General features: G+C 72.0%; 19 protein-coding genes and 3 tRNA genes. 18 read left to right on the top strand and 4 right to left on the bottom strand.

Annotated elements, in window-relative coordinates:
• Position 1: 1 nt before the first annotated feature.
• Positions 2-1,624, bottom strand: a complete 1,623-nt coding sequence (locus K7G60_RS06585) for a hypothetical protein (protein ID WP_225799842.1) — start codon at positions 1,622-1,624, stop codon at positions 2-4.
• A 260-nt stretch (positions 1,625-1,884) separates the two neighbouring features.
• On the opposite strand from K7G60_RS06585, the gene K7G60_RS06580 reads away from it, so the two are divergent.
• The 7 genes from K7G60_RS06580 to K7G60_RS06550 all read left to right on the top strand — a co-directional run bounded on the left by K7G60_RS06580 (position 1,885) and on the right by K7G60_RS06550 (position 8,719).
• A complete protein-coding gene (locus K7G60_RS06580; RefSeq protein WP_225799841.1) occupies positions 1,885-2,880 on the top strand; it encodes a glycosyltransferase family 2 protein in 996 nt (331 codons plus the stop codon).
• Positions 2,880-3,359: a GtrA family protein gene (locus K7G60_RS06575; protein WP_225799840.1), complete on the top strand. Its 480-nt coding sequence runs from the start codon at positions 2,880-2,882 to the stop codon at positions 3,357-3,359. The genes K7G60_RS06580 and K7G60_RS06575 overlap by 1 nt, the downstream gene beginning before the upstream one ends.
• A 108-nt stretch (positions 3,360-3,467) precedes the next feature.
• Positions 3,468-4,571 (top strand): glutamate 5-kinase, encoded by a 1,104-nt coding sequence (gene proB, locus K7G60_RS06570; RefSeq protein ID WP_225799920.1) that lies wholly within the window; start codon positions 3,468-3,470, stop codon positions 4,569-4,571.
• 151 nt (positions 4,572-4,722) lie between these two features.
• Complete coding sequence (locus tag K7G60_RS06565) at positions 4,723-5,214, top strand: hypothetical protein (protein WP_225799839.1); 492 nt, start codon at positions 4,723-4,725, stop codon at positions 5,212-5,214.
• A gap of 386 nt (positions 5,215-5,600) precedes the next feature.
• Positions 5,601-6,884, top strand: a complete 1,284-nt coding sequence (locus tag K7G60_RS06560; RefSeq protein WP_225799838.1) for a glutamate-5-semialdehyde dehydrogenase — start codon at positions 5,601-5,603, stop codon at positions 6,882-6,884.
• Between the two features lie 87 nt (positions 6,885-6,971).
• Positions 6,972-7,538: a hypothetical protein gene (locus tag K7G60_RS06555; protein ID WP_225799837.1), complete on the top strand. Its 567-nt coding sequence runs from the start codon at positions 6,972-6,974 to the stop codon at positions 7,536-7,538.
• 98 nt (positions 7,539-7,636) lie between these two features.
• On the top strand, positions 7,637-8,719 hold the full coding sequence (locus tag K7G60_RS06550; protein ID WP_225799836.1) for a hypothetical protein: 1,083 nt from the start codon (positions 7,637-7,639) through the stop codon (positions 8,717-8,719).
• On the opposite strand, the gene K7G60_RS06545 is transcribed toward K7G60_RS06550, so the two are convergent.
• Positions 8,704-9,831, bottom strand: a complete 1,128-nt coding sequence (locus K7G60_RS06545; RefSeq protein WP_225799835.1) for a M48 family metallopeptidase — start codon at positions 9,829-9,831, stop codon at positions 8,704-8,706. The genes K7G60_RS06550 and K7G60_RS06545 overlap by 16 nt on opposite strands.
• A 128-nt stretch (positions 9,832-9,959) precedes the next feature.
• Here K7G60_RS06545 and K7G60_RS06540 point away from each other — a divergent pair, with 128 nt between their 5' ends.
• The 7 genes from K7G60_RS06540 (at position 9,960) to K7G60_RS06510 (ending at position 14,210) form a co-directional block, all read left to right on the top strand.
• Positions 9,960-10,175 (top strand): hypothetical protein, encoded by a 216-nt coding sequence (locus K7G60_RS06540; RefSeq protein ID WP_225799926.1) that lies wholly within the window; start codon positions 9,960-9,962, stop codon positions 10,173-10,175.
• 83 nt (positions 10,176-10,258) lie between these two features.
• On the top strand, positions 10,259-10,420 hold the full coding sequence (locus tag K7G60_RS06535) for a hypothetical protein (RefSeq protein ID WP_185893249.1): 162 nt from the start codon (positions 10,259-10,261) through the stop codon (positions 10,418-10,420).
• A 52-nt stretch (positions 10,421-10,472) separates the two neighbouring features.
• Positions 10,473-11,093, top strand: coding sequence for a nicotinate-nucleotide adenylyltransferase (nadD, locus tag K7G60_RS06530; RefSeq protein ID WP_225799834.1), 621 nt, complete (start codon positions 10,473-10,475; stop codon positions 11,091-11,093).
• Between the two features lie 19 nt (positions 11,094-11,112).
• Positions 11,113-12,834, top strand: a complete 1,722-nt coding sequence (locus tag K7G60_RS06525) for an LCP family protein (RefSeq protein WP_225799833.1) — start codon at positions 11,113-11,115, stop codon at positions 12,832-12,834.
• 84 nt (positions 12,835-12,918) lie between these two features.
• Positions 12,919-13,383: a ribosome silencing factor gene (rsfS, locus tag K7G60_RS06520; RefSeq protein ID WP_030684910.1), complete on the top strand. Its 465-nt coding sequence runs from the start codon at positions 12,919-12,921 to the stop codon at positions 13,381-13,383.
• The gene (locus tag K7G60_RS06515; protein WP_225799919.1) at positions 13,380-14,033 is read left to right on the top strand and encodes a histidine phosphatase family protein; all 654 of its coding nucleotides are present in this window, start codon (positions 13,380-13,382) and stop codon (positions 14,031-14,033) included. The genes rsfS and K7G60_RS06515 overlap by 4 nt, the downstream gene beginning before the upstream one ends.
• A gap of 104 nt (positions 14,034-14,137) precedes the next feature.
• Positions 14,138-14,210 (top strand) — tRNA-Ala (locus K7G60_RS06510).
• A gap of 47 nt (positions 14,211-14,257) precedes the next feature.
• On the opposite strand, the gene K7G60_RS06505 is transcribed toward K7G60_RS06510, so the two are convergent.
• The gene (locus K7G60_RS06505; protein WP_225799832.1) at positions 14,258-15,139 is read right to left on the bottom strand and encodes a helix-turn-helix transcriptional regulator; all 882 of its coding nucleotides are present in this window, start codon (positions 15,137-15,139) and stop codon (positions 14,258-14,260) included.
• 101 nt (positions 15,140-15,240) lie between these two features.
• Between K7G60_RS06505 and K7G60_RS06500 the strand changes: the two genes are divergently transcribed.
• Both K7G60_RS06500 and K7G60_RS06495 read left to right on the top strand, forming a co-directional pair.
• Complete coding sequence (locus tag K7G60_RS06500) at positions 15,241-16,674, top strand: MFS transporter (protein WP_225799831.1); 1,434 nt, start codon at positions 15,241-15,243, stop codon at positions 16,672-16,674.
• Positions 16,675-16,811: 137 nt separating this feature from the next.
• The gene (locus tag K7G60_RS06495) at positions 16,812-17,045 is read left to right on the top strand and encodes a hypothetical protein (protein ID WP_005317760.1); all 234 of its coding nucleotides are present in this window, start codon (positions 16,812-16,814) and stop codon (positions 17,043-17,045) included.
• Here the strand turns inward: K7G60_RS06495 and K7G60_RS06490 are convergent.
• Positions 17,024-18,244, bottom strand: coding sequence for a glycosyltransferase 87 family protein (locus K7G60_RS06490; protein WP_225799830.1), 1,221 nt, complete (start codon positions 18,242-18,244; stop codon positions 17,024-17,026). The two genes, K7G60_RS06495 and K7G60_RS06490, sit on opposite strands and share 22 nt — an antisense overlap.
• Positions 18,245-18,366: 122 nt before the next feature.
• On the opposite strand from K7G60_RS06490, the gene K7G60_RS06485 reads away from it, so the two are divergent.
• Both K7G60_RS06485 and K7G60_RS06480 read left to right on the top strand, forming a co-directional pair.
• A tRNA-Ala gene (locus K7G60_RS06485) sits at positions 18,367-18,439 on the top strand.
• A 71-nt stretch (positions 18,440-18,510) separates the two neighbouring features.
• Positions 18,511-18,583 (top strand) — tRNA-Ala (locus K7G60_RS06480).
• Positions 18,584-18,650: the final 67 nt, after the last annotated feature.

Below are 18,650 nucleotides of genomic sequence, written 5' to 3'. Positions count from 1 at the left end.
CTCAGGGCCGGTGGATGCGGTTCACGCCGTAGTACGTGGCCGTGCACCGCGCCGCCCAGTCCCGCTCGTACGAGGACGCGAAGAGGGGTTCGGTGAGGCCGCCGATGAGGAGCGGCCTGTACGCGACCTCACGGGCACCCGCCGCCACCTCGTCCCGGATACGGGCGTTCTGACGGTCCCAGGCGACGGAGCGCGCCACCGTGCTCGTGGTCAGCGCCCGCACCGGATGCACCAGGGCGGCCGTGCTGCCGACGGCGACCGTGCCGACCGCCACGAGCACGGCCGCGCGTGCGGCGGGGCGCAGGGGCGACGCCAGGTGGCGTCCCAGGAGTCGGCCGCCCCACGCTCCGTACGCGCAGAGGGTGATCAGCAGCGGAAGCAGGAAGCTCGTCCAGGTGCGGCCGTAGGTCCAGCCGGTGTCCCCGTAGCCACTGCGCAGCCCGAAGACGACGCCCAGCGAGGCCAGGCCGATCAGCGGCAGCGGCAGGAGCACCGCCACGCGGAACAGCGCGCGCGGGGGGAACCCCGGGGGTGTCGGGGCGTCCCGGCGGACGCGCCCGCTCTCCTGCCGGGCGACGCCGCCCTCCCGCCGGGCGGCGAGCGCCATGCCGAGCAGCACGCCGGCGGCGAGGGCGCCCAGATACGCCCACTGGCCGCCGATCGTCTGCCAGAGGCGCCACCAGTCGCGGAAGGTCTCTCCGACGCCGGCGACCGACAGCGGCTCCGGCGGGTGCTGGGCCCGCCGCCAGCGCGCTCCGGGTGAGGTGTAGAGAAGGACGAGGCCCGCGAGGAGCCCGAGACAGGCCGCCGCGCACCAGGTGGACACGTACCGGTCCCGGGTCCAACCGAACCGGGGCAGACAGAGGACGGCCACGGTGGCCGAGAACACCCAGGCCACCAGGGTGAACGGTTCGCTCAGCATGCCGAGCACCACCCCGACCAGGAGCGCCGCCCCCACCGCCGCGACCCTGGCCCACCGCGCGTCGCTGCGCGCCGCACGGACCGCACCGAGCACGGTCCAGATGCCGATCACGCTCGGCAGGGTGTGGGAGATCGTCGCCGGCGCCCAGAGCAGCACCTGGTACGAGCGGGTGCCGGCGAAGAACAGCAGCGCGGTGACGAGCGCCGCCGCGGCCATGAGGGGCACGGTCGGCGGTTCGGCGGGCCGACGCGGTGCGCGCAGGGCGGTGCGGGCCAGAAGGAACAGCCCGGTGCCCAGCGCGAGGATCAGGAAGGCGGGCAGCAGCTTGGGACCCCGCATGCCGTCGGAGTAGAGGAGGCCGGTGAGGAAGGCGTTGGTGACGCGTCCGTTCTGGGTGCGGTAGAAGTCCGAGGTGATCCCCAGGACCCCCATGTCGCGGGCCTTCCACAGGGCACACCAGTCGTCCGACGTGGGACGGACGTAAACGCCCAGGAAGGCGCCGACCGAGAGCAGCGCTCCGGCCCCGGCGGCGACGAGCAGGGAGATCCAGGGCAGCACCTGCCGCAGACCCTCCCGGCGCCCGGCGGCGTCGCCCGCCTCCTGCGCGCCGCCGGTGTCCCGTCCGGGGTCCCCGTCGTCGCCGTTCTGCTCGTCGTGCGGCATCCGCGTGTCACCGGGCTCCGAGGTGGTGGTCCTGCTCAACGGTCATCGCTCCAGCCGGCCAAGGTCCGTGGCATGTCGCCCCTATGAGTGACGAACGGGTGAAAATGCCACGTATACCAATATCTTCCCCACATGCTTTGCTTCATGGACGACATGCCGACCAGAGGCCGTCACCCGGACGCCGTCGGGCGGTCATCGCCCCGCCGTACCGTGGCCGCGCTGCTCGAAGGAGAGTCCGGTGGCGGTCCTTCCAGTCCTTCGGGACGTACTCTCGCCCATCCCTCTGGAGTGACCGTTCCATGACCAGGCTTTCCGTCGTCGTCCCCTGTTTCAACGAGGAGGACGTCATCGAGCGCTTCGACACGCGGATGCGACAGGTGCTCGACGCACTCCCGGTCGGATACGAGATCTGCTACGTCGACGACGGAAGCTCCGACGGAACGCTGGGAAAGCTGCGCGAGATCGCCGCCCGCCACCCGCAGCGCACCCAGTACGCCTCCTTCAGCCGCAACTTCGGCAAGGAGGCCGCCATGCTCGCCGGACTGCGCAAATCCACCGGTGACGCCGTCGTCATCATGGACGCCGACCTCCAGCACCCGCCCGAGCTGCTTGGACGCATGCTCGACCTCTACCACCAGGGCCACGACCAGGTGATGGCGCGGCGCACCCGCGAGGGCGACAAGAAGGTCCGTACGGCGCTCAGTCGTGTGTACTACCGGGCCGTGAACCGTTGGGTGGACGTCGAACTCACGGACGGAGTAGGCGACTTCCGCCTGCTCTCCCGGCCCGCCGTCGACGCCCTGCTGTCACTGCCCGAGTACAACCGCTTCTCCAAGGGCCTCTTCTCCTGGATCGGCTTCGACGCCGTCACCTTCGACTACCAGAACGCCGCGCGCGAGGGCGGCGAGACGAAGTGGAAGTTCAGCTCCCTGCTCAACTACGGCATGGACGGGCTGATCTCCTTCAACAACCGTCCGCTGCGCATCGCCCTCTGGCTCGGCATGATGCTCACCGGCCTCGCCGCCCTCTACGCCGTCTGGGTGGCCGTCGCCGCGATCACCCAGGGCGTCACCGCTCCCGGCTACGTCACCCTGGTCGCCATCATCGTGGGGCTCGGGGGCGTGCAGATGGTGATGCTGGGGCTGATCGGCGAGTACATCGGCCGCATCTACTACGAGACCAAGCGCCGGCCGCACTTCCTCGTGAAGGAGACGCACCGCTCCTTCGGCCGCGCGGCCGCCGAGCGCGCCGCCGCCGAACGGATCCGCGTCGTGACGGCCGAGCGGGAGCGCTGATGGAGCCGGCGGGCCCCGGCGGAGTGCGGAACGCGCGACGCGCCCGGCTCGCGGAGATCTTCCGCTTCGCGCTGGTCGGCGGCGTCAACACCGGGACCTTCTTCGGCTGTTACCTGCTCCTGCACCCCTGGATGCCGTACTTCGCCGCGTACTCCCTCGCCTTCCTCCTCAGCATGATCGGCTCCTTCTTCCTCAACACCTACTTCACCTACCGCACCCGGCCGACCTGGAAGAAGTTCGCCCTCTTCCCGCTCACCAACGTCACCAACTACCTGGTGCAGAGCGTCGGTCTCTACGCCCTCGTCACCTGGGCCGGAATGGACGACAGGATCGCGCCACTCGTCGCGGCCGTCGTCGCGATCCCGTTCACCTACCTGATCTCCCAGCGGATCCTGGTGCCCCGCGGCACCGGCCGGGCCGCCGGCGTCTCCGGTCCAGGGAGCGAAACCGACGAGCGGCAGCCCTCCCGGCTCGCGTAGATTGCCTGGAAGCCGCGGCGGGGAGCGCGCGGCGTGTGGGACAGCCGAGTGAGGACGACGCAAGTGGCGACGCAGGTGACGGGACAGACGGACGTGGCAAGGCAGTACGTGGCGGAGGCCCGCAGGATCGTCGTCAAGGTCGGCTCCTCCTCGCTCACCACCGCCTCCGGAGGCCTCGACGCCGACCGCGTCGACGCCCTCGTCGACGTCCTCGCCAAGGTCCGCAGCGGTGGCGAGAAGGAGGTCGTCCTCGTCTCCTCCGGCGCCATCGCCGCGGGACTCGCACCCCTCGGCCTCACCCGCCGCCCCAAGGACCTCGCCCGCCAGCAGGCCGCCGCCAGTGTCGGCCAGGGCCTCCTGGTCGCCCGCTACACCGCCTCCTTCGCCCGCTACGGCGTCCGCGTCGGCCAGGTCCTCCTCACCACCGACGACACCAGCCGGCGCGCCCACTACCGCAACGCGTACCGGACCCTGGACCAGCTCCTCGCCATGGGCGCGCTGCCCGTCGTCAACGAGAACGACACCGTCGCCACGGACGAGATCCGCTTCGGCGACAACGACCGGCTCGCCGCCCTCGTCGCCCACCTCGTCCGCGCCGACCTGCTCGTGCTGCTCTCCGACGTCGACGGACTCTACGACGGAGACCCGTCCAAGCCCGGCACCTCGCGGATCGCGCAGGTCACCGGCCCCTCGGACATCGCCCACGTCGAGATCGGCTCGGCCGGCAAGGCGGGCGTCGGCACCGGCGGCATGGTCACCAAGGTCGAGGCCGCCCGGATCGCCGCCGCCGCCGGCATCCCGGTGGTCCTCACCTCCGCGAGCCGCGCCGCCGACGCCCTCGCCGGACGGGACACCGGCACGTACTTCCACCGGACCGGCCGCCGCTCCGCCGACCGGCTGCTCTGGCTCGCCCACGCCTCCACCCCGCAGGGCCACCTCAGCCTCGACGACGGAGCCGTGCGGGCCGTCGTCGAAAGCAAGAAGTCCCTGCTCGCGGCCGGCGTCGCGGCCGTCGAGGGCGACTTCGTGGCCGGTGACCCCGTCGAACTCCGCGACGCCTCCGGCCGGGCCGTCGCCCGCGGCCTCGTCAACTTCGACGCCAAGGAGCTGCCCCGGATGCTCGGCCGCTCCACCCACGAGCTCGCCAAGGACCTCGGACCCGAGTACGAACGCGAGGTCGTCCACCGCGACGACCTGGTCGTCATCCGCTGACGGAGCCGACGCCGAAACGGCTGAAAGTCTGGCCATCCGGAAGGGACGTTCCCCAAAACCGCCCCAAGTGCCGCCTCGGACTGGTCAACTTTGTCTCGGGGGTAAGACAAGGCGGGGTACAGCACCACACGCATCACACAGGAGGCCGCCGGTGAGACGAGCGCGCCCAGGGGCACCGCCCCGCGGGACTGCCGAACGCGCCCTGACCAGTGTCGAGGCCGGAGCCGACTTCGACGAGGCACGGGACAGGTCCACGGACAGGAAGACCGAGACCACCACCGAGACACGTGAGGAACGGCCGGTGTCCAAGCTCTGGCACATCACCCTCAGTGTGTCGGGCGTGGAGTCACCGCTGAAGGAGGTGCGACGCGGGCTCGAACAGCTGGCCCACGACCACCCCTTCCTGCTGACCAGCCGCTACGCCAACGACCACGCCGAGATCCGGTACTGGGAGGAGGCCCGCGACCTGCACGACGCGGCGGCCGTCGCCCTGCGCCTGTGGGGCGAGCACCGGCAGACCGCCAAGCTGCCGCCCTGGGAGATCGTGGGGCTCGAGGTCATCGACCGCGAGACCTACCACCAGCGGATCGCGGAGGGCTATGGCCCACCCCCCGCCGCCCCCGTCGGCGTCCACCCCTACTGACGGACAGGACGCGCCCCCGGGCGGGGCATGCGCCCGTGGCGCGTACCAGGGCAGGGCGTGCTTCCGGGCCGGGCGTGCGCCTGCGGTGCGGTCCGAGCAGGGAGTGCTTCCGCGGCGGCTGTGCGCCCCCGGCAGGACGTGCTTCCGGGCTGGGCGTGCGCCTGCGGTAGCGGCCCGTCCCGGGCAGGGGGCAGCTCCGGGTGGGGCGCGTCTCCGGGTGCGCTTCCGCGGCGGTGGTGCGCCCCGGGGCGGGGCCGTGTTTCCTGGCAGGGACTGCGCCTTCGGCGGTGGTACGTCCCGGGCGGGGCGTACCACCGCCGCGGTGGTACGTCTCGGACTGCGGGATACGTGAGGGATGTCCGCTGCGGTGCCAGTACCCTGCGAACATGACCTCGCTCACGCCCCTCGACAACCTCTCCCCGGTCACCCAGGCCGCCTACCGGGCCCGTGGCGCCGCCGCCGAAATCGCGCCACTCCCGCGCGCGGCCAAGGACGACGCGCTCCTCGCGATCGCGGACGCCCTCGAAGTCCGCACCGCCGAGATCGTCGAAGCCAACGCCGTGGACATCGCCAAGGCCCGCGAAGCCGGGACCAGCGAGGCCATCATCGACCGTCTGACCCTCACCCCGGAGCGCGTCCGGGCCATCGCCGCCGACGTCCGTGACGTCGCCGCGCTGCCCGACCCCGTCGGCGAGGTCGTCCGCGGCTCGACCCTCCCCAACGGCATCGACCTCCGCCAGATCCGCGTCCCGCTCGGCGTCGTCGGCATCATCTACGAGGCCCGCCCCAACGTCACCGTCGACGCCGCCGCCCTCTGCCTCAAGTCCGGAAACGCCGTCCTGCTCCGCGGCTCCTCCTCCGCGTACGCCTCCAACACCGCCCTGGTGACCGTCCTGCGCGACGCCATCGGCGGCGCCGGACTCCCCGCCGACGCGATCCAGCTCGTCCCCGGCGAGTCCCGCGAGTCGGTCCACGAGCTGATGCGCGCCCGCGGCCTCGTCGACGTCCTCATCCCGCGCGGCGGCGCCTCCCTCATCCGCACCGTCGTGGAGGAGTCCACCGTCCCGGTCATCGAGACCGGCACCGGAAACTGCCACGTCTACGTCGACGCCCAGACCGACCTCGACATGGCCGTCGACATCCTGATCAACTCCAAGGCCCAGCGGGTCAGCGTCTGCAACGCCGCCGAGACCCTCCTCGTCCACCAGGACGTCGCCGAGGTCTTCGTGCCCAAGGCCCTCGCCGCCCTCGCCGAGGCCGGCGTCACCGTCCACGCCGACGAGCGGTTCCTCGCCCTCGCCGAGGGCTCCAAGGCCACCGTGGTCCCGGCCACGCCCGAGGACTGGGAGACCGAGTACCTCTCGTACGACATCGCCGCCGCCGTCGTCGACTCCCTCGACAAGGCCGTCGAGCACATCCGGATGTGGTCCTCCGGCCACACCGAGGCCATCGTCACCACCTCGCAGGCCGCGGCCCGCCGCTTCACCCAGCTGGTCGACTCCACCACGGTCGCCGTGAACGCCTCCACCCGCTTCACGGACGGCGGCCAGTTCGGCTTCGGCGCCGAGATCGGCATCTCCACCCAGAAGCTGCACGCCCGGGGCCCCATGGGCCTCCCGGAGCTGACCTCGACCAAGTACATCGTCACCGGTGACGGTCACGTGCGGTAACACCTCCTTATCGGTACGGGGAGGGACGGGCGGGGAGGCTTCGCACTCTCCCTGCCCAAAACCACCTTCCGGGTCTACTCTGAATCCGTGCCGGACGACGTGGGGGGCCAGCCGTTCCAGGACGGCGGGGACCCCGAGGACGCTGTCGACCGCGGAGGCGCCGACGAGGTCTGGGCCGACGTGGTCTTCGACGAGGACTTCGTCAGGTCCGCCACCGTCCACGAGCCCACCGCGGTCGAGCGGCTCCTCGCCGCCGCCCAGGCTCGTGCCGAGGCCGAGGCGGCCCGCGCTCGCGCCGGCGGCGGATCCGTCGAGGACGACCCCTACGAGGACGGCCACGACCCCGTCGGCCTCACCTACGAGCCCGACGACATCGGCGACGACGCCAGCCCCTACGGCCGCCACGGCGGGGCCCTGCGCCCCTACCGGGGCCGCGCCCGCTGGCTCCGGCCCGTCGCCTGGGTCCTCGCCCTCGTCATGGGCGTCGGCATGGTCGCCCTCGCCTTCAGCGCCGTCTACCGGGGCGCCGCCGCCAACCACGAGGACCAGGTCCCGCCGCCGGCCACCACCGGCGTCGACACACCGAACCCGAACCCGGCCCCGCCGGCCGCCCAGGCCTCCGCCCCCGCGGCCCGGTCGGCATCATCCCGTTAATCCCCCGAGGCCCCCGGCACACCCTGACGGCGGAATTCTTCCGAACTTGTCGTGTACCTGGGCGTTTACCGAAGCCCGTGCGGACCTACCCTGAAGGTATGGCAGGGCGTGGCGACCCGCCTGAGGGGACGCCCGAGGGGTTCCCCGGCGGTGGTGAGGACGAGTACCGATCCGTCGTCTTCGACGAGGCGTTCATCCGCGCTGCCCACCTCCAGGAGTTCTCCGCGCGGGAGCGGATGGGCGAGCACGCCCAGGCCGTCCGGAGCCGCTCCTCCTGGGAGAGCCGGAGCGGCTCCCGCCAGGCGGTCCTGCTCGTCCTGCTGATCCTCCTGGCCTTCGGCACCGCCATCTACCTGGGAGTCCGCAACCCGTACCAGCCGCCCCTCGACCAGCGGGCCGAGCCCCTGCGGACCACCGTGGTCCCGCTCGCCCCCCAGGGCCCCGTCCCGGGCGGCACGCCCGCCCAGCTCTTCGCCCACAGCCCCGCCGCCGAGTACCGCACCGGGGCCGCCGGCATCAACCTGCCCGTCGCCGGGCGCACCTCCCACTTCGCCGAGAGCCAGGTCATCACCGGCCTCAGCATCGCCAAGGACTACCTGGTGGCCTCCGCCCTGGAGCCGGACGTCCTGTCCGGGGCGACCGTCCGGCCCGCGCGCCTGCTGATCGACCCGGACCAGCAGGAACAGTTCGACCGGAGCGTCGAGTCCCCCGCCGACGACGGCCGGCACGCCCTCGCGGGCTGGCTCTTCCGCTTCGACCCCCGGCAGGTGGCCCTCGCGGAGCCCACCGCCCGCGTGCAGGGCGTCCTCCGCTTCGAGGAGACCGGTCCCGACACACTGGACGTCACCGCGGACCACACGTACACCTACGCCCTCCGCCCGGCCGTCCAGGGCGCGGGACCGGCCGCCGCGGCGTCCCTGTTCACGATCCACCGGGTGGTGCACTTCCGCTTCGACCGCGAGGACCTGCGGATGCACCGCGCCGAGCTGCTGACCAGCACCGTGGAGGCCGGCCCGCAGGCGTGTGGCGCCGACACCACGGGCTCCCTGAAGCCGCTCCTGGCGGGAGCGAGTGCCCCGGACGCGGGCGGCCCGGCGGTCACCGACCCGTACGCCACCGCCCGGCCCGCCGCCCCCGCGCTGTGCGGAGCCCTGGCGCCGAGCGCTCAGCCCTCGCTCTGACCGTCCCCGGCCCCGTCGCCCGCCGTCCCGTCCCCGGCGCCCTTGCCGCCCCCGGCCGGGCCGCCGTCCGGCTTCTGGCCCTGGCCGCCGAACCGGTTGCGCAGCCGGCCGCCCAGGTCGCCCGCCAGGTCACCGGCGCCGCCGGCTATGTCCCCGACCAGCTTCATCAGGGGATCCTTGCTCGTCCGCACCGTGTCGGCGTAGTGCCCGGCCGACTCGCGGAAGGAGTCCGCGACCGAGGTGTCCTTGTCCTCCGAGCGCTTCGGGTAGTGCCCGTCCATGATCCGCTGGAAGTCGCGGCTCTCCGACCACTTCTTCAGCTCCGCCGCCCGGACGGTGGTGAAGGGGTGCGAGCGCGGCAGCACGTTGAGGATCTTCAGGACCGAGTCCCGCAGGTCCCCGGACTTCTCGTACTCGTCGGCCTGGGCGAGGAACGCGTCCACGTTCATCTCGTGCAGGTGGTTGCCGCCGGCGATCTTCATCAGTCCGCGCATCGAGGCCCGCACGTCCTGGCCGACCAGGAGGCCGGCCCGGTCGGCGGAGAGCTCCGACTTGCGGAACCACTCGCGCAGCGCCGTCACGATGGCCGTGATCGCGACCGTCCCCAGCGGGATCCAGGCGATCTTGAGCGCCAGGTTGGTGAGGAAGAGCAGGACCGTGCGGTACACGGCGTGTCCGGAGAGCGCGTGCCCGACCTCGTGGCCGACGACCGCCCGCATCTCCTCCTCGTCGAGGAGCTCCACCAGACCGGTGGTGACCACGATGATCGGCTCGTCCAGGCCGATGCACATCGCGTTGGGCTTCGGGTCCTGGGTGACGTACATCGGCGGGACCTTCTCCAGGTCCAGGATGTAACAGGCGTCCCTCAGCATGTCGTTGAGGTGGCTGAACTGCGCGTCGCTCACCCGGACGGAGTCCGAGAGGTAGAGGAGCCGCAGGCTGCGCTCCGGCAGCAGTCCGCTGAGCGCCTTGAAGGCCGTGTCGAAGCCGCTGAGCTTCCGCAGGGCCACGAGGGCCGAACGGTCGGCCGGATGCTCGTAGGCCCGCGAGGAGATGCCGGGGAACCGCTTCCGCTGCCTGCTCGGCACGTTCCCCTGGTCGTTCTCGGTCATGGATGCCCCCTGTTCGTACGAGTCGGTGCTCGTCCCCCTGACTGACCCCAGCGTAGGCGCTGGCGCTACCGTGTGCCGGAGCCTGTGGATAACCAGGACACAGCGGACGACCGAAGGGCACGACCGGCATGCCGGACACCGTCGACGCCGCAGCCGTGCTGCTCGCGGCCGCCGCGCAGCAGGGGCTGGGCGACACGCTCCGGATCCTGCTGCTCGCCTCGATCGCGGGCGGAGCCCTGCTCGCCTGGTTCCTGCTGCGCGGGTACCGCTCCGATGACACCGGCGACGGCGGCGGCGACGGCACCGGCGACGGCGGCGGCACGGACCGCGGCGCCAACGCCTGAGTCGGCGTGAGCACGCCGCGACCGCCCGCATACGATGTGCGCGAAGTCTCCGCTCCCATCCCCGATCGATAGGTCTGCCGAAGATGAGCCTCCACAGCACCGCCGCCCACCTGGTCACCCTCGCCGAGGGTGCCGAGCACGGCGGCAACCACGAAAGCCTCAGCCCCTACCTCACCGGCTTCGGTGCCTTCGGCGCCCTGCTTCTGCTGCTGTGGATCACCACCCGCTTCAACCGCGACCGCTGAACCGGAGACCGCTGATCCGGCGTCCGCCGCCGTGCCAGTAGGCTCTGCACGCATGGGAGAGCAGGAAGTGCCTACTGGCGGGCGCGGCAAGCGCCGACTCGGCGTGATGGGCGGAACCTTCGACCCGATCCACCACGGACACCTGGTGGCGGCCAGCGAGGTCGCCGCCCTGTTCCACCTGGACGAGGTGGTGTTCGTGCCGACCGGGGAGCCGTGGCAGAAGAGCCACAAGGCCGTCTCCGCGGCCGAGGACCGCTATCTGATGACGGTCATCGCCACGGCGTCCAACCCGCAGTTCTCCGTGAGCCGGATCGACATCGACCGCGGCGGCGCGACCTACACCATCGACACCCTGCGGGACCTGCGGTCTCTCAACAGCGACTCGGACCTGTTCTTCATCACCGGGGCCGACGCGCTGTCGCAGATCCTCACCTGGCGCGACGCCGAGGAGCTCTTCTCGCTCGCCCACTTCATCGGCGTCACCCGACCGGGTCACGACCTCACCGACGACGGACTGCCCAAGGGCGGGGTCTCGCTCGTCGAGATCCCCGCGCTCGCCATCTCCTCCACCGACTGCCGCATGAGGGTCGCGCAGGGCGATCCCGTCTGGTACCTGGTCCCGGACGGCGTGGTGCGCTACATCGACAAGCGCCAGTTGTACCGCGGCGAGTGAGCTTCGGGGAGGGGCACCGGTGAACGATCAGCAGCACCCGTACGACCCGTACTATCCGCAGCCGCAGATCATCGGCTACGACGAGTACGGGCAGCCGGTGTACCAGCAGCCGCAGGCCCAGCAGCAGGCGCCCGCACAGCACTACGACCCGTACGCCGGACAGCAGCCGCAGCAGGCGTACGGCTACGACCCGTACGCCCAGCAGCCGCCCGTCCAGGAACCGGACCGGCCCGCGCAGTACGACCCCTACGGGCAGCAGGGCTACGCCTACCCGTCCTACGACACCGGACAGCAGTGGGCCGCCCGGCCCGAGCCCGCCCCCGCGCCGGCGCAGACTCCCGTCCAGGCCCCCGCGCAGACTCCCGTGCAGGCGCCGCCGGCGGCCCCCGCCGCCCCGGTCGCGGCGCCGGCCGGAGTCCCCGGCCAGCGCCCCGCGTCCGAGCGCCCCGCCCCGCCGCGGCAGGCCGAGGACGACCGCGCGTACCGCACGGAACAGTTCTCGTTCATCGAGGAGCCCGACGAGGACTCCGAGGACGTCATCGACTGGCTCAAGTTCACCGAGAGCCGCTCGGAGCGGCGCGAGGAGGCCAGGCGGCGCGGCCGCAACCGGATCGTCGCGCTCGTCGTCGTCCTCGTGCTCGCCGTCGCCGGCGGCGTCGGCTACCTCTGGTCGGCGGGCCTGCTCCCCGGTTCGTCCGATCCGGAGGGCAGGGGCGGGAACGCCGCGACCGGACCGCAGCAGCGCGACACGATCGTCGTCCACCTCCACGACATCAAGAACGGCACCACCTCCACCGCCCTGCTCGTGGACAACGCCACCACCCGCCAGGGCACCACGGTCCTCCTCCCCAACTCCGTCGTCGTCGCCGACGCCGAGGGCGCCGGGACCACCCTCGGGAAGTCCGTCGAGGACGACGGCTCCAGCGGCACCCGGGAGTCGATCGGCAACCTGCTCGGGACGGAGATCACCGGCACCTGGCGGCTGGACACCCCCTACCTGGAGAACCTCGTCGAGTCCGTCAGCGGCATCGAGATCGACACCGACACGGACGTCCCCGACACCAAGAAGGGCGCCGAGCCGCTGGTCCGGCAGGGCGAGAAGCAGACGCTGAACGGTCGCGCCGCCGTCGCCTACGCCACCTACCGGGCGCCCGGCGAGGCCGAGGCCAAGCAGCTCCAGCGCTTCGGCGGGGTCATGTACGGGGTGCTGCGGAAGTTCTCCAGCGACCCCGAGACGGCCACGATCACCATCGAGACCCTCCAGCAGATCCTCGATCCCTCGCTCCCGGAGAAGGACCTCGCCGCCTCCCTGGCCAAGCTCGCCGAGCACGCCAAGATCGGCGACTACAAGACGGCCCTGCTCCCGGTGGGACCGGACGGCGAGCTGACCGAGGGCGCGAGCGACAGCGTGGTGAAGGACATCCTGGGCGGCAAGGTCACCGCCCCCGAGGCGGGCGAGGTGCCCCGGGTCTCGGTGCGGGACGGTTCCGGCAAGAAGGCGGCCGAGGCGGCCCGGATCGTCCTGATCAACGGCGGCTTCACCTTCGTGGGCGGTGCCGACGCGGCGACCCGGGAGGAATCGCAGGTCCTCTACGGCGACGACGCCCAGAAGGCGACGGCCACCGAGGTGGCCAAGACGCTGGGACTGCCCGCCTCCTCCGTGGAGAAGGGCAAGCCCTCGGGAACGATCGCGGTCACCGTGATCCTGGGCCAGGACTACAAGGTCCCGGGGCGCCGGTAAGGGGCGCCCCGGAAAACGCCGACGGGGCCGTCGGCGGTCCGTGAGACCCTGGAGGGGTACTGGACCGCCGACGAAAGCCTGCTTGTGACCGCCACGGACCGTTCCATCGAGCTCGTCAAGACCGCCGCCCAGGCGGCCGCCGACCGGCTCGCGCACGACATCATCGCGTACGACGTCAGCGACGTGCTGTCGATCACCGACGCCTTCCTGCTCGCCTCCGCGCCCAACGACCGCCAGGTCAAGTCGATCGTCGACGAGATCGAGGAGCGGCTGCTCAAGGAGCTCGGCGCCAAGCCGGTCCGCCGTGAGGGCGACCGCGACGCGCGCTGGATCCTCCTGGACTACGTCGACATCGTCGTCCACGTCCAGCACAGCGAGGAGCGGGTCTTCTACGCCCTCGAGCGGCTGTGGAAGGACTGCCCCGAGCTCGACCTGCCCGAGGACGCCGTGAACACCCGCGGCAAGGCCGCCGAGCACGCCGCCCTGACCGGCGCCGACATCGAGGCCGGCTCCGGCCTTCCCGAAGGACCGGACGGTGAGCTGAGCTGAGCGCCGCCAAGGGCGGCAGCGGCCGCCGCATCGTCCTCTGGCGTCACGGCCAGACCTCCTGGAACCTGGAGCGCCGCTTCCAGGGCTCGACCGACATCGAGCTGACGGAGACCGGCGTCGCCCAGGCGCGCCGGGCCGCACGGCTGCTCGCCGCGCTCAAGCCGGACGCCATCGTGGCCTCCGACCTGAAGCGGGCGGCGGCCACCGCCGCGGAACTCGCGTCGATCACCGGCCACGCCGTCGCCCACGACTCCGCCCTGCGCGAGACGTACGCGGGGGAGTGGCAGGGACTGACCCACGACGAGATCGTCGCGCGGTACGGCGAGCAGTACGCCGCCTGGAAGCGCGGCGAGCCCGTGCGCCGGGGCGGCGGCGAGCTCGAGACCGAGGTGGCCGACCGGGCCGCCCCGGTGGTCCTGGAGCACGCCGACAAGCTCCCCGAGGACGGCACGCTCGTCGTGGTCAGCCACGGCGGCACCATCCGCACCACCATCGGCCGGCTCCTGGGCCTGGAGGCCCGGCACTGGGAGAGCCTGGGCGGGCTCTCCAACTGCTGCTGGTCGGTCCTCGGCGAGGGCGCGCGCGGCTGGCGCCTGATGGAGCACAACGCCGGCACGCTGCCCGAGCCGGTCCTCGGCGACGACGACTGAGCCCCACGACCGGCCTGCCGGACCCGGATTTCACTTTCCGGCAGGTCACAGGCTAGAGTTCTTCTTGTTCGGAGCGCGCGGCGCGAAGAACACGAAGAACACAAGGGGCTATAGCTCAGTTGGTAGAGCGCCTGCATGGCATGCAGGAGGTCAGGAGTTCAATTCTCCTTAGCTCCACAGTCACCGGATCCCGTCCCCGGCAGGGGGCGGGATCCGTCGTTCCGTCACGTGGCCCGCGGTCCGTCCATGGCACGCAGGATCTCGATCCCACGGCGGCTCTCCTCGTCGCTCGGCGTGTACGTCACGATCCGGCACTCCGGCATCCCGTTGACCGAGAGGGAGACCGAGGTCAGCCGGATCTCACCCGTCAGATCGTGCCGGAAGGTCTTCACCCTCGTCCCCGGCGGGACCACGTCGCCGCTGCGCCACAGCCGGGCGAACTCCGGGCTGGCCTCCGCGAGACGCCGTACGAACTCCTCCCACTCGGGCTCGCCCACGTGGCGGCCGTACGCGCCCCGCAACTGGGCCACCATCAGCGGGAGCTCCCGCTTCCGGTCGACCACCGGACACTTGGGCCCCGGCACGCTGAACAGCGCCCAGAGCACGTTGCGTATGCCGAACGGGCCGGTGTCCAGGCCCGGTCCGTCCTGCATCAGGAGACGCTCGTACAGGGCGTTGGTCGCGAGCACGTCGTAGCGCGCGTTGTAGAGCACCGCCGGGAGCCGGTCCAGGGCGTCGAGGATCCCCTGGATCTCCGGGCTCACCTCCGGGACGTCCAGGGCCGGCCGGTCCGGTGCGTACGGCACTTCGGCGAGGTGGTAGAGGTGCTCGCGCTCCGGCCGGTCGAGCCGCAGGGTGCGGGCCACCGCGTCGAGGACCTGCGCGGAGGCGTTGATCGGCCGGCCCTGCTCCAGCCAGGTGTACCAGGTGACGCCGACGCCGGAGAGCTGGGCGACCTCCTCGCGGCGCAGCCCCGGCGTGCGCCGGCGGAGTCCCGGCGGCATGCCCACGTCCTCCGGGGTCACCCTGGCCCGGCGGCTGCGCAGGAACGCGGCCAGTTCCGGTCGTCGCCGTCGCTGTGTCGGTAGCGCTGCCACGATCGTCACACCCCCATGGTCGAGTCCCCGTGCCGCCGCTGCCAGGTGGTGTCAGTACCAGCATCGGCGGGCTCTCGTTACCCGTATCCGATCACGGTCACGCTCCTCGCATGACCTCGACCACGACACGTCCCGCACCCAGTAAAGACCGTGCCACCGACAACCGGCCCGGGCTGCTGCTCGGAGTGGTGCTCGCCGCCCAGTTCATGGCGCTCCTCGACGTCTTCATCGTCAACGTCGCAGCCCCCACCATCCGGACCGAACTCTCCGCCTCCGGAGGCGCGCTCCAGTTCGTCATCGCCGGATACACCATCGCCTACGCGGTGTTGCTGATCACCGGGGCCCGCCTCGGAGACCTGATCGGCCACCGGCGGGCGTACCTCGGCGGCCTCGCCCTGTTCACCGCCGCCTCCCTCGCCTGCGGACTCGCCGCGGACGCCGGTCAGTTGATCGCCTTCCGGCTGGTGCAGGGCGCGGGGTCGGCAGTGATGATCCCTCAGGTGCTGAGCCTCATCCAGCGCAACTTCACGGGCGAGCGCCGGGTCCGCGCCCTCAGCGCCTACTCCGCGGTCCTGGCCATCGGCGCGGCCGCCGGTCAGGTCGTCGGCGGCGTCCTGGTCAGCGCCGACCTCTTCGGCACCGGCTGGCGGCCGGTCTTCCTGGTCAACGTCCCCCTCGGGGTCGCCCTGCTCGTCCTCGGCGTCCGGGTGCTGCCCCGCGACGTCCACGCGGGGCCCACGCGTGCGCGTGCCCTCGACCTGCCGGGGCTGCTCCTGCTCGCCGCCGCCGTGTCCCTGCTGACCGTCCCCCTGGTCCTCGGCCAGGAGCGGGGCTGGCCGCTGTGGTCCTGGTTCTCCCTCGGAGGCTCACTGCTGCTCGCCGCCGTCTTCGGCGCCCACGAGTCCCGGCTCGCCCGGCGCGGCGGCACACCGCTGATCGCCCCGCGCGTGCTGCGCGTTCCCGGCATGGGGCGGGCCGTCCTCTGGATCTCCGCGGCGATGGGCGTCAACGCCGGCTTCCTGTTCACCCTGACCCTGCACCTGCAGGGCGGGCTCGGCCACAGCGCCCTGCGCGCCGGACTCACCTTCGGGCCCGCCGCCGCCGTCTTCGGCGCCGTCGGCCTGACCTGGCGGCGCTGGCCGGCCCGGCTGCACCGTGAGCCGGTCCCAGCCGGATTCCTGCTCGCGGCCGCGGCGCTCCTCGCCGTCGGGGGGCTGCTCGTGGACGGCGGTACCGGCGGCTGGGGGCTCTACCCGGCCCTGGGGGCGTTCGGTGCGGGGATCTCGCTGGCCTTCAGCCCGGCCCTGACCGGGGCGCTGGCCACCGTGCGCCCCGAGGACGCGGCCGACGCCAGCGGGCTGCTCGCCACCGTCACCCAGCTCGGGCAGCTCGTGGGCGTCGCCGCGTTCGGTTCTCTCTTCCTCGGCCGGTACGCGGGTTCCGGAGCCCAGGAGTCCGCCGACGCGCTGTGGGCGACCGCCCTCGCCCTGGCCGCCGCCTCCGTCGCGGGCGCCGCCGCGGGGCTGCCGCGACGATCACGCTGACCCTCTTGCGGGGCCATGGCAGAATCGGACGGCCGGAGGGGGACGAGGATCCGGACGGGAGGGTGACCCAAGTGCTCGGCGACAACGGCAGGGTGTCCTATGGGTGCACGGCCTGCGGCTACAGCTGGAGCTGATTGATGGGTGCACACAGGCGGAAGTGCGACTGGTGCGGCAGCGGTACGCCCATCGTGCGCGACATGGACCCCGTCAACCCCGAGTTCCAGTACTGGTGCGAGGAGTGCGCGCGGGCGCTGATCATAAAAGGCGACCCCATCGAGACCTACCGCGAGCTGGAGGGGGAGCCGATCTACGGCCGGCTCCTCGACGAGCACTGCACCCTCAAGCGCTTCTACTCCTTCGCGACGGCCTGACGCCGCAGCGTCAGCGCGTACCCCACGAGAAGCGCCGTCGCCGTCAGCGGATAGACCGCCGAGAGCAGCATCTGGCCCGCGTTCTGGTCCAGTTCGGGGCGGCCCGGGTCGTGCGGGACCCACCACAGCGCGAACGAGGCGAAGGCCAGTGCCACCGCCCCCGTCACCGGCCACGCGCGCGTGGCGCGGTCCGCGAGCAGGACCAGCAGGGGCACGCACCAGACCCAGTGGTGGGACCACGAGATCGGGCTGATCATCAGCGCCGTGAACGCGCAGACGACCACGGCCACCGCCTTGTCGCCGCGCACCGCCGCCCGTACGGCGAGCACCATCGCCGCGCCGCCCAGGACGGCCGCGGTCACCGCCCACCACATGCCCGGGTCGTCCGTGTGCATCAGCCGGGCCAGGACTCCGCGGATCGACTGGTTGGCGGTCTCCTCGGCGAAGCCGACCCGGCCGGTCTCGAACAGCGTCTCCGTCCAGAACCGCTTCGAGTCGGCGGGCAGGGCGACCGCCACGGCCAGCGTCGTCCCGAGGAACACCCCGGTCGCCGTCAGGGCCGTGCGCAGCCACTGGTTCATGCCCCGGTCCCGGCGCCACAGCAGCAGGCCGGCGGCGAGCAGGAGGACCACGAAGAGCCCCGGAGTGAGCTTCACCGCGGTCGCCAGACCGATGCCCAGGCCGGCCAGGCGGCCGCCCTCGCGGCGGGTGAGGTCCCAGAGCACCGCCACCGCTATGAGCAGGTTGATCTGGCCGTACCGCAGGGTCGTCCACACCGGCTCGCACCAGACCACGACGGCGGCGACCCACAGCGTCGTGCGCCACAGGTCCGTACGCGACAGCGAGGGGCGGACCAGCCGGAGCGACAGCTGGACCAGGGCGACCACCAGGAGCAGGTTCCCCGCCGTGGTGAGCGTCCGCATCAGCGGGACGTCCACCAGGGTCAGCGGGACGAACAGAAGCGCCGCGAAGGGCGGGTAGGTCATGCCGAGGTTCGCCGAGGTCGCGCGCATCGCGTACAGGTCGCCACCGGCCCGGACCGTCTCGCCCTCGGCCCGGTAGACCATCACGTCGAGCATGTTCACGTGGGCGAGGCGTTGCGCCACCCAGAAGGCCGTGAGCGAGAGCAGGCAGACCACCGCGGCGGTGGCCAGGGGCCAGGGCCGGGCGCGGGTTTTGGAGAGCACGGAGACGGACACAGTCGGCGACCCTACCCGGGGCCCCGGAGGGGCCGGAGAAACGGATTTGGCGATCTGCCGGGCGGGCCGTTAATGTTCTGTCCGTCGCCGCGAGGAACATGGAAGCGCGGACGGCAAATCAAGGGGCTATAGCTCAGTTGGTAGAGCGCCTGCATGGCATGCAGGAGGTCAGGAGTTCAATTCTCCTTAGCTCCACAGAGCGGAAGTGAGCCATCCGGATCGGATGGCTCACGCCGGTTCTGCGGTAATCTGAAATTCCCGCACGCGGGGCTATAGCTCAGTTGGTAGAGCGCCTGCATGGCATGCAGGAGGTCAGGAGTTCAATTCTCCTTAGCTCCACAGAAGAGAAGCGGGCCACCCGGATCGGGTGGCCCGCTTCTTCGTGTGCGACGTCTCCACCGCGGCC

It is taken from the genome of Streptomyces sp. NK15101, from assembly GCF_020400725.1.
Classification (GTDB): Bacteria; Actinomycetota; Actinomycetes; order Streptomycetales; family Streptomycetaceae; genus Streptomyces.
Note: the sequence above shows the minus strand (reverse complement) of the source record. Positions and strands in the feature narration are given on the sequence as shown.

Bases quoted from the DNA above. Each gene is read 5' to 3' on its own strand.
- K7G60_RS06575 (WP_225799840.1), top strand. From the start codon at position 2,880: ATGGAGCCGGCGGGCCCCGGCGGAGTGCGGAACGCGCGACGCGCCCGG.
- nadD (WP_225799834.1), top strand. From the start codon at position 10,473: ATGGGAGAGCAGGAAGTGCCTACTGGCGGGCGCGGCAAGCGCCGACTC.
- K7G60_RS06495 (WP_005317760.1), top strand. From the start codon at position 16,812: ATGGGTGCACACAGGCGGAAGTGCGACTGGTGCGGCAGCGGTACGCCC.
- K7G60_RS06545 (WP_225799835.1), bottom strand. From the start codon at position 9,831: ATGACCGAGAACGACCAGGGGAACGTGCCGAGCAGGCAGCGGAAGCGG.
- K7G60_RS06580 (WP_225799841.1), top strand. From the start codon at position 1,885: ATGACCAGGCTTTCCGTCGTCGTCCCCTGTTTCAACGAGGAGGACGTC.
- K7G60_RS06540 (WP_225799926.1), top strand. From the start codon at position 9,960: ATGCCGGACACCGTCGACGCCGCAGCCGTGCTGCTCGCGGCCGCCGCG.
- K7G60_RS06560 (WP_225799838.1), top strand. From the start codon at position 5,601: ATGACCTCGCTCACGCCCCTCGACAACCTCTCCCCGGTCACCCAGGCC.
- K7G60_RS06535 (WP_185893249.1), top strand. From the start codon at position 10,259: ATGAGCCTCCACAGCACCGCCGCCCACCTGGTCACCCTCGCCGAGGGT.
- K7G60_RS06500 (WP_225799831.1), top strand. From the start codon at position 15,241: ATGACCTCGACCACGACACGTCCCGCACCCAGTAAAGACCGTGCCACC.
- K7G60_RS06550 (WP_225799836.1), top strand. From the start codon at position 7,637: ATGGCAGGGCGTGGCGACCCGCCTGAGGGGACGCCCGAGGGGTTCCCC.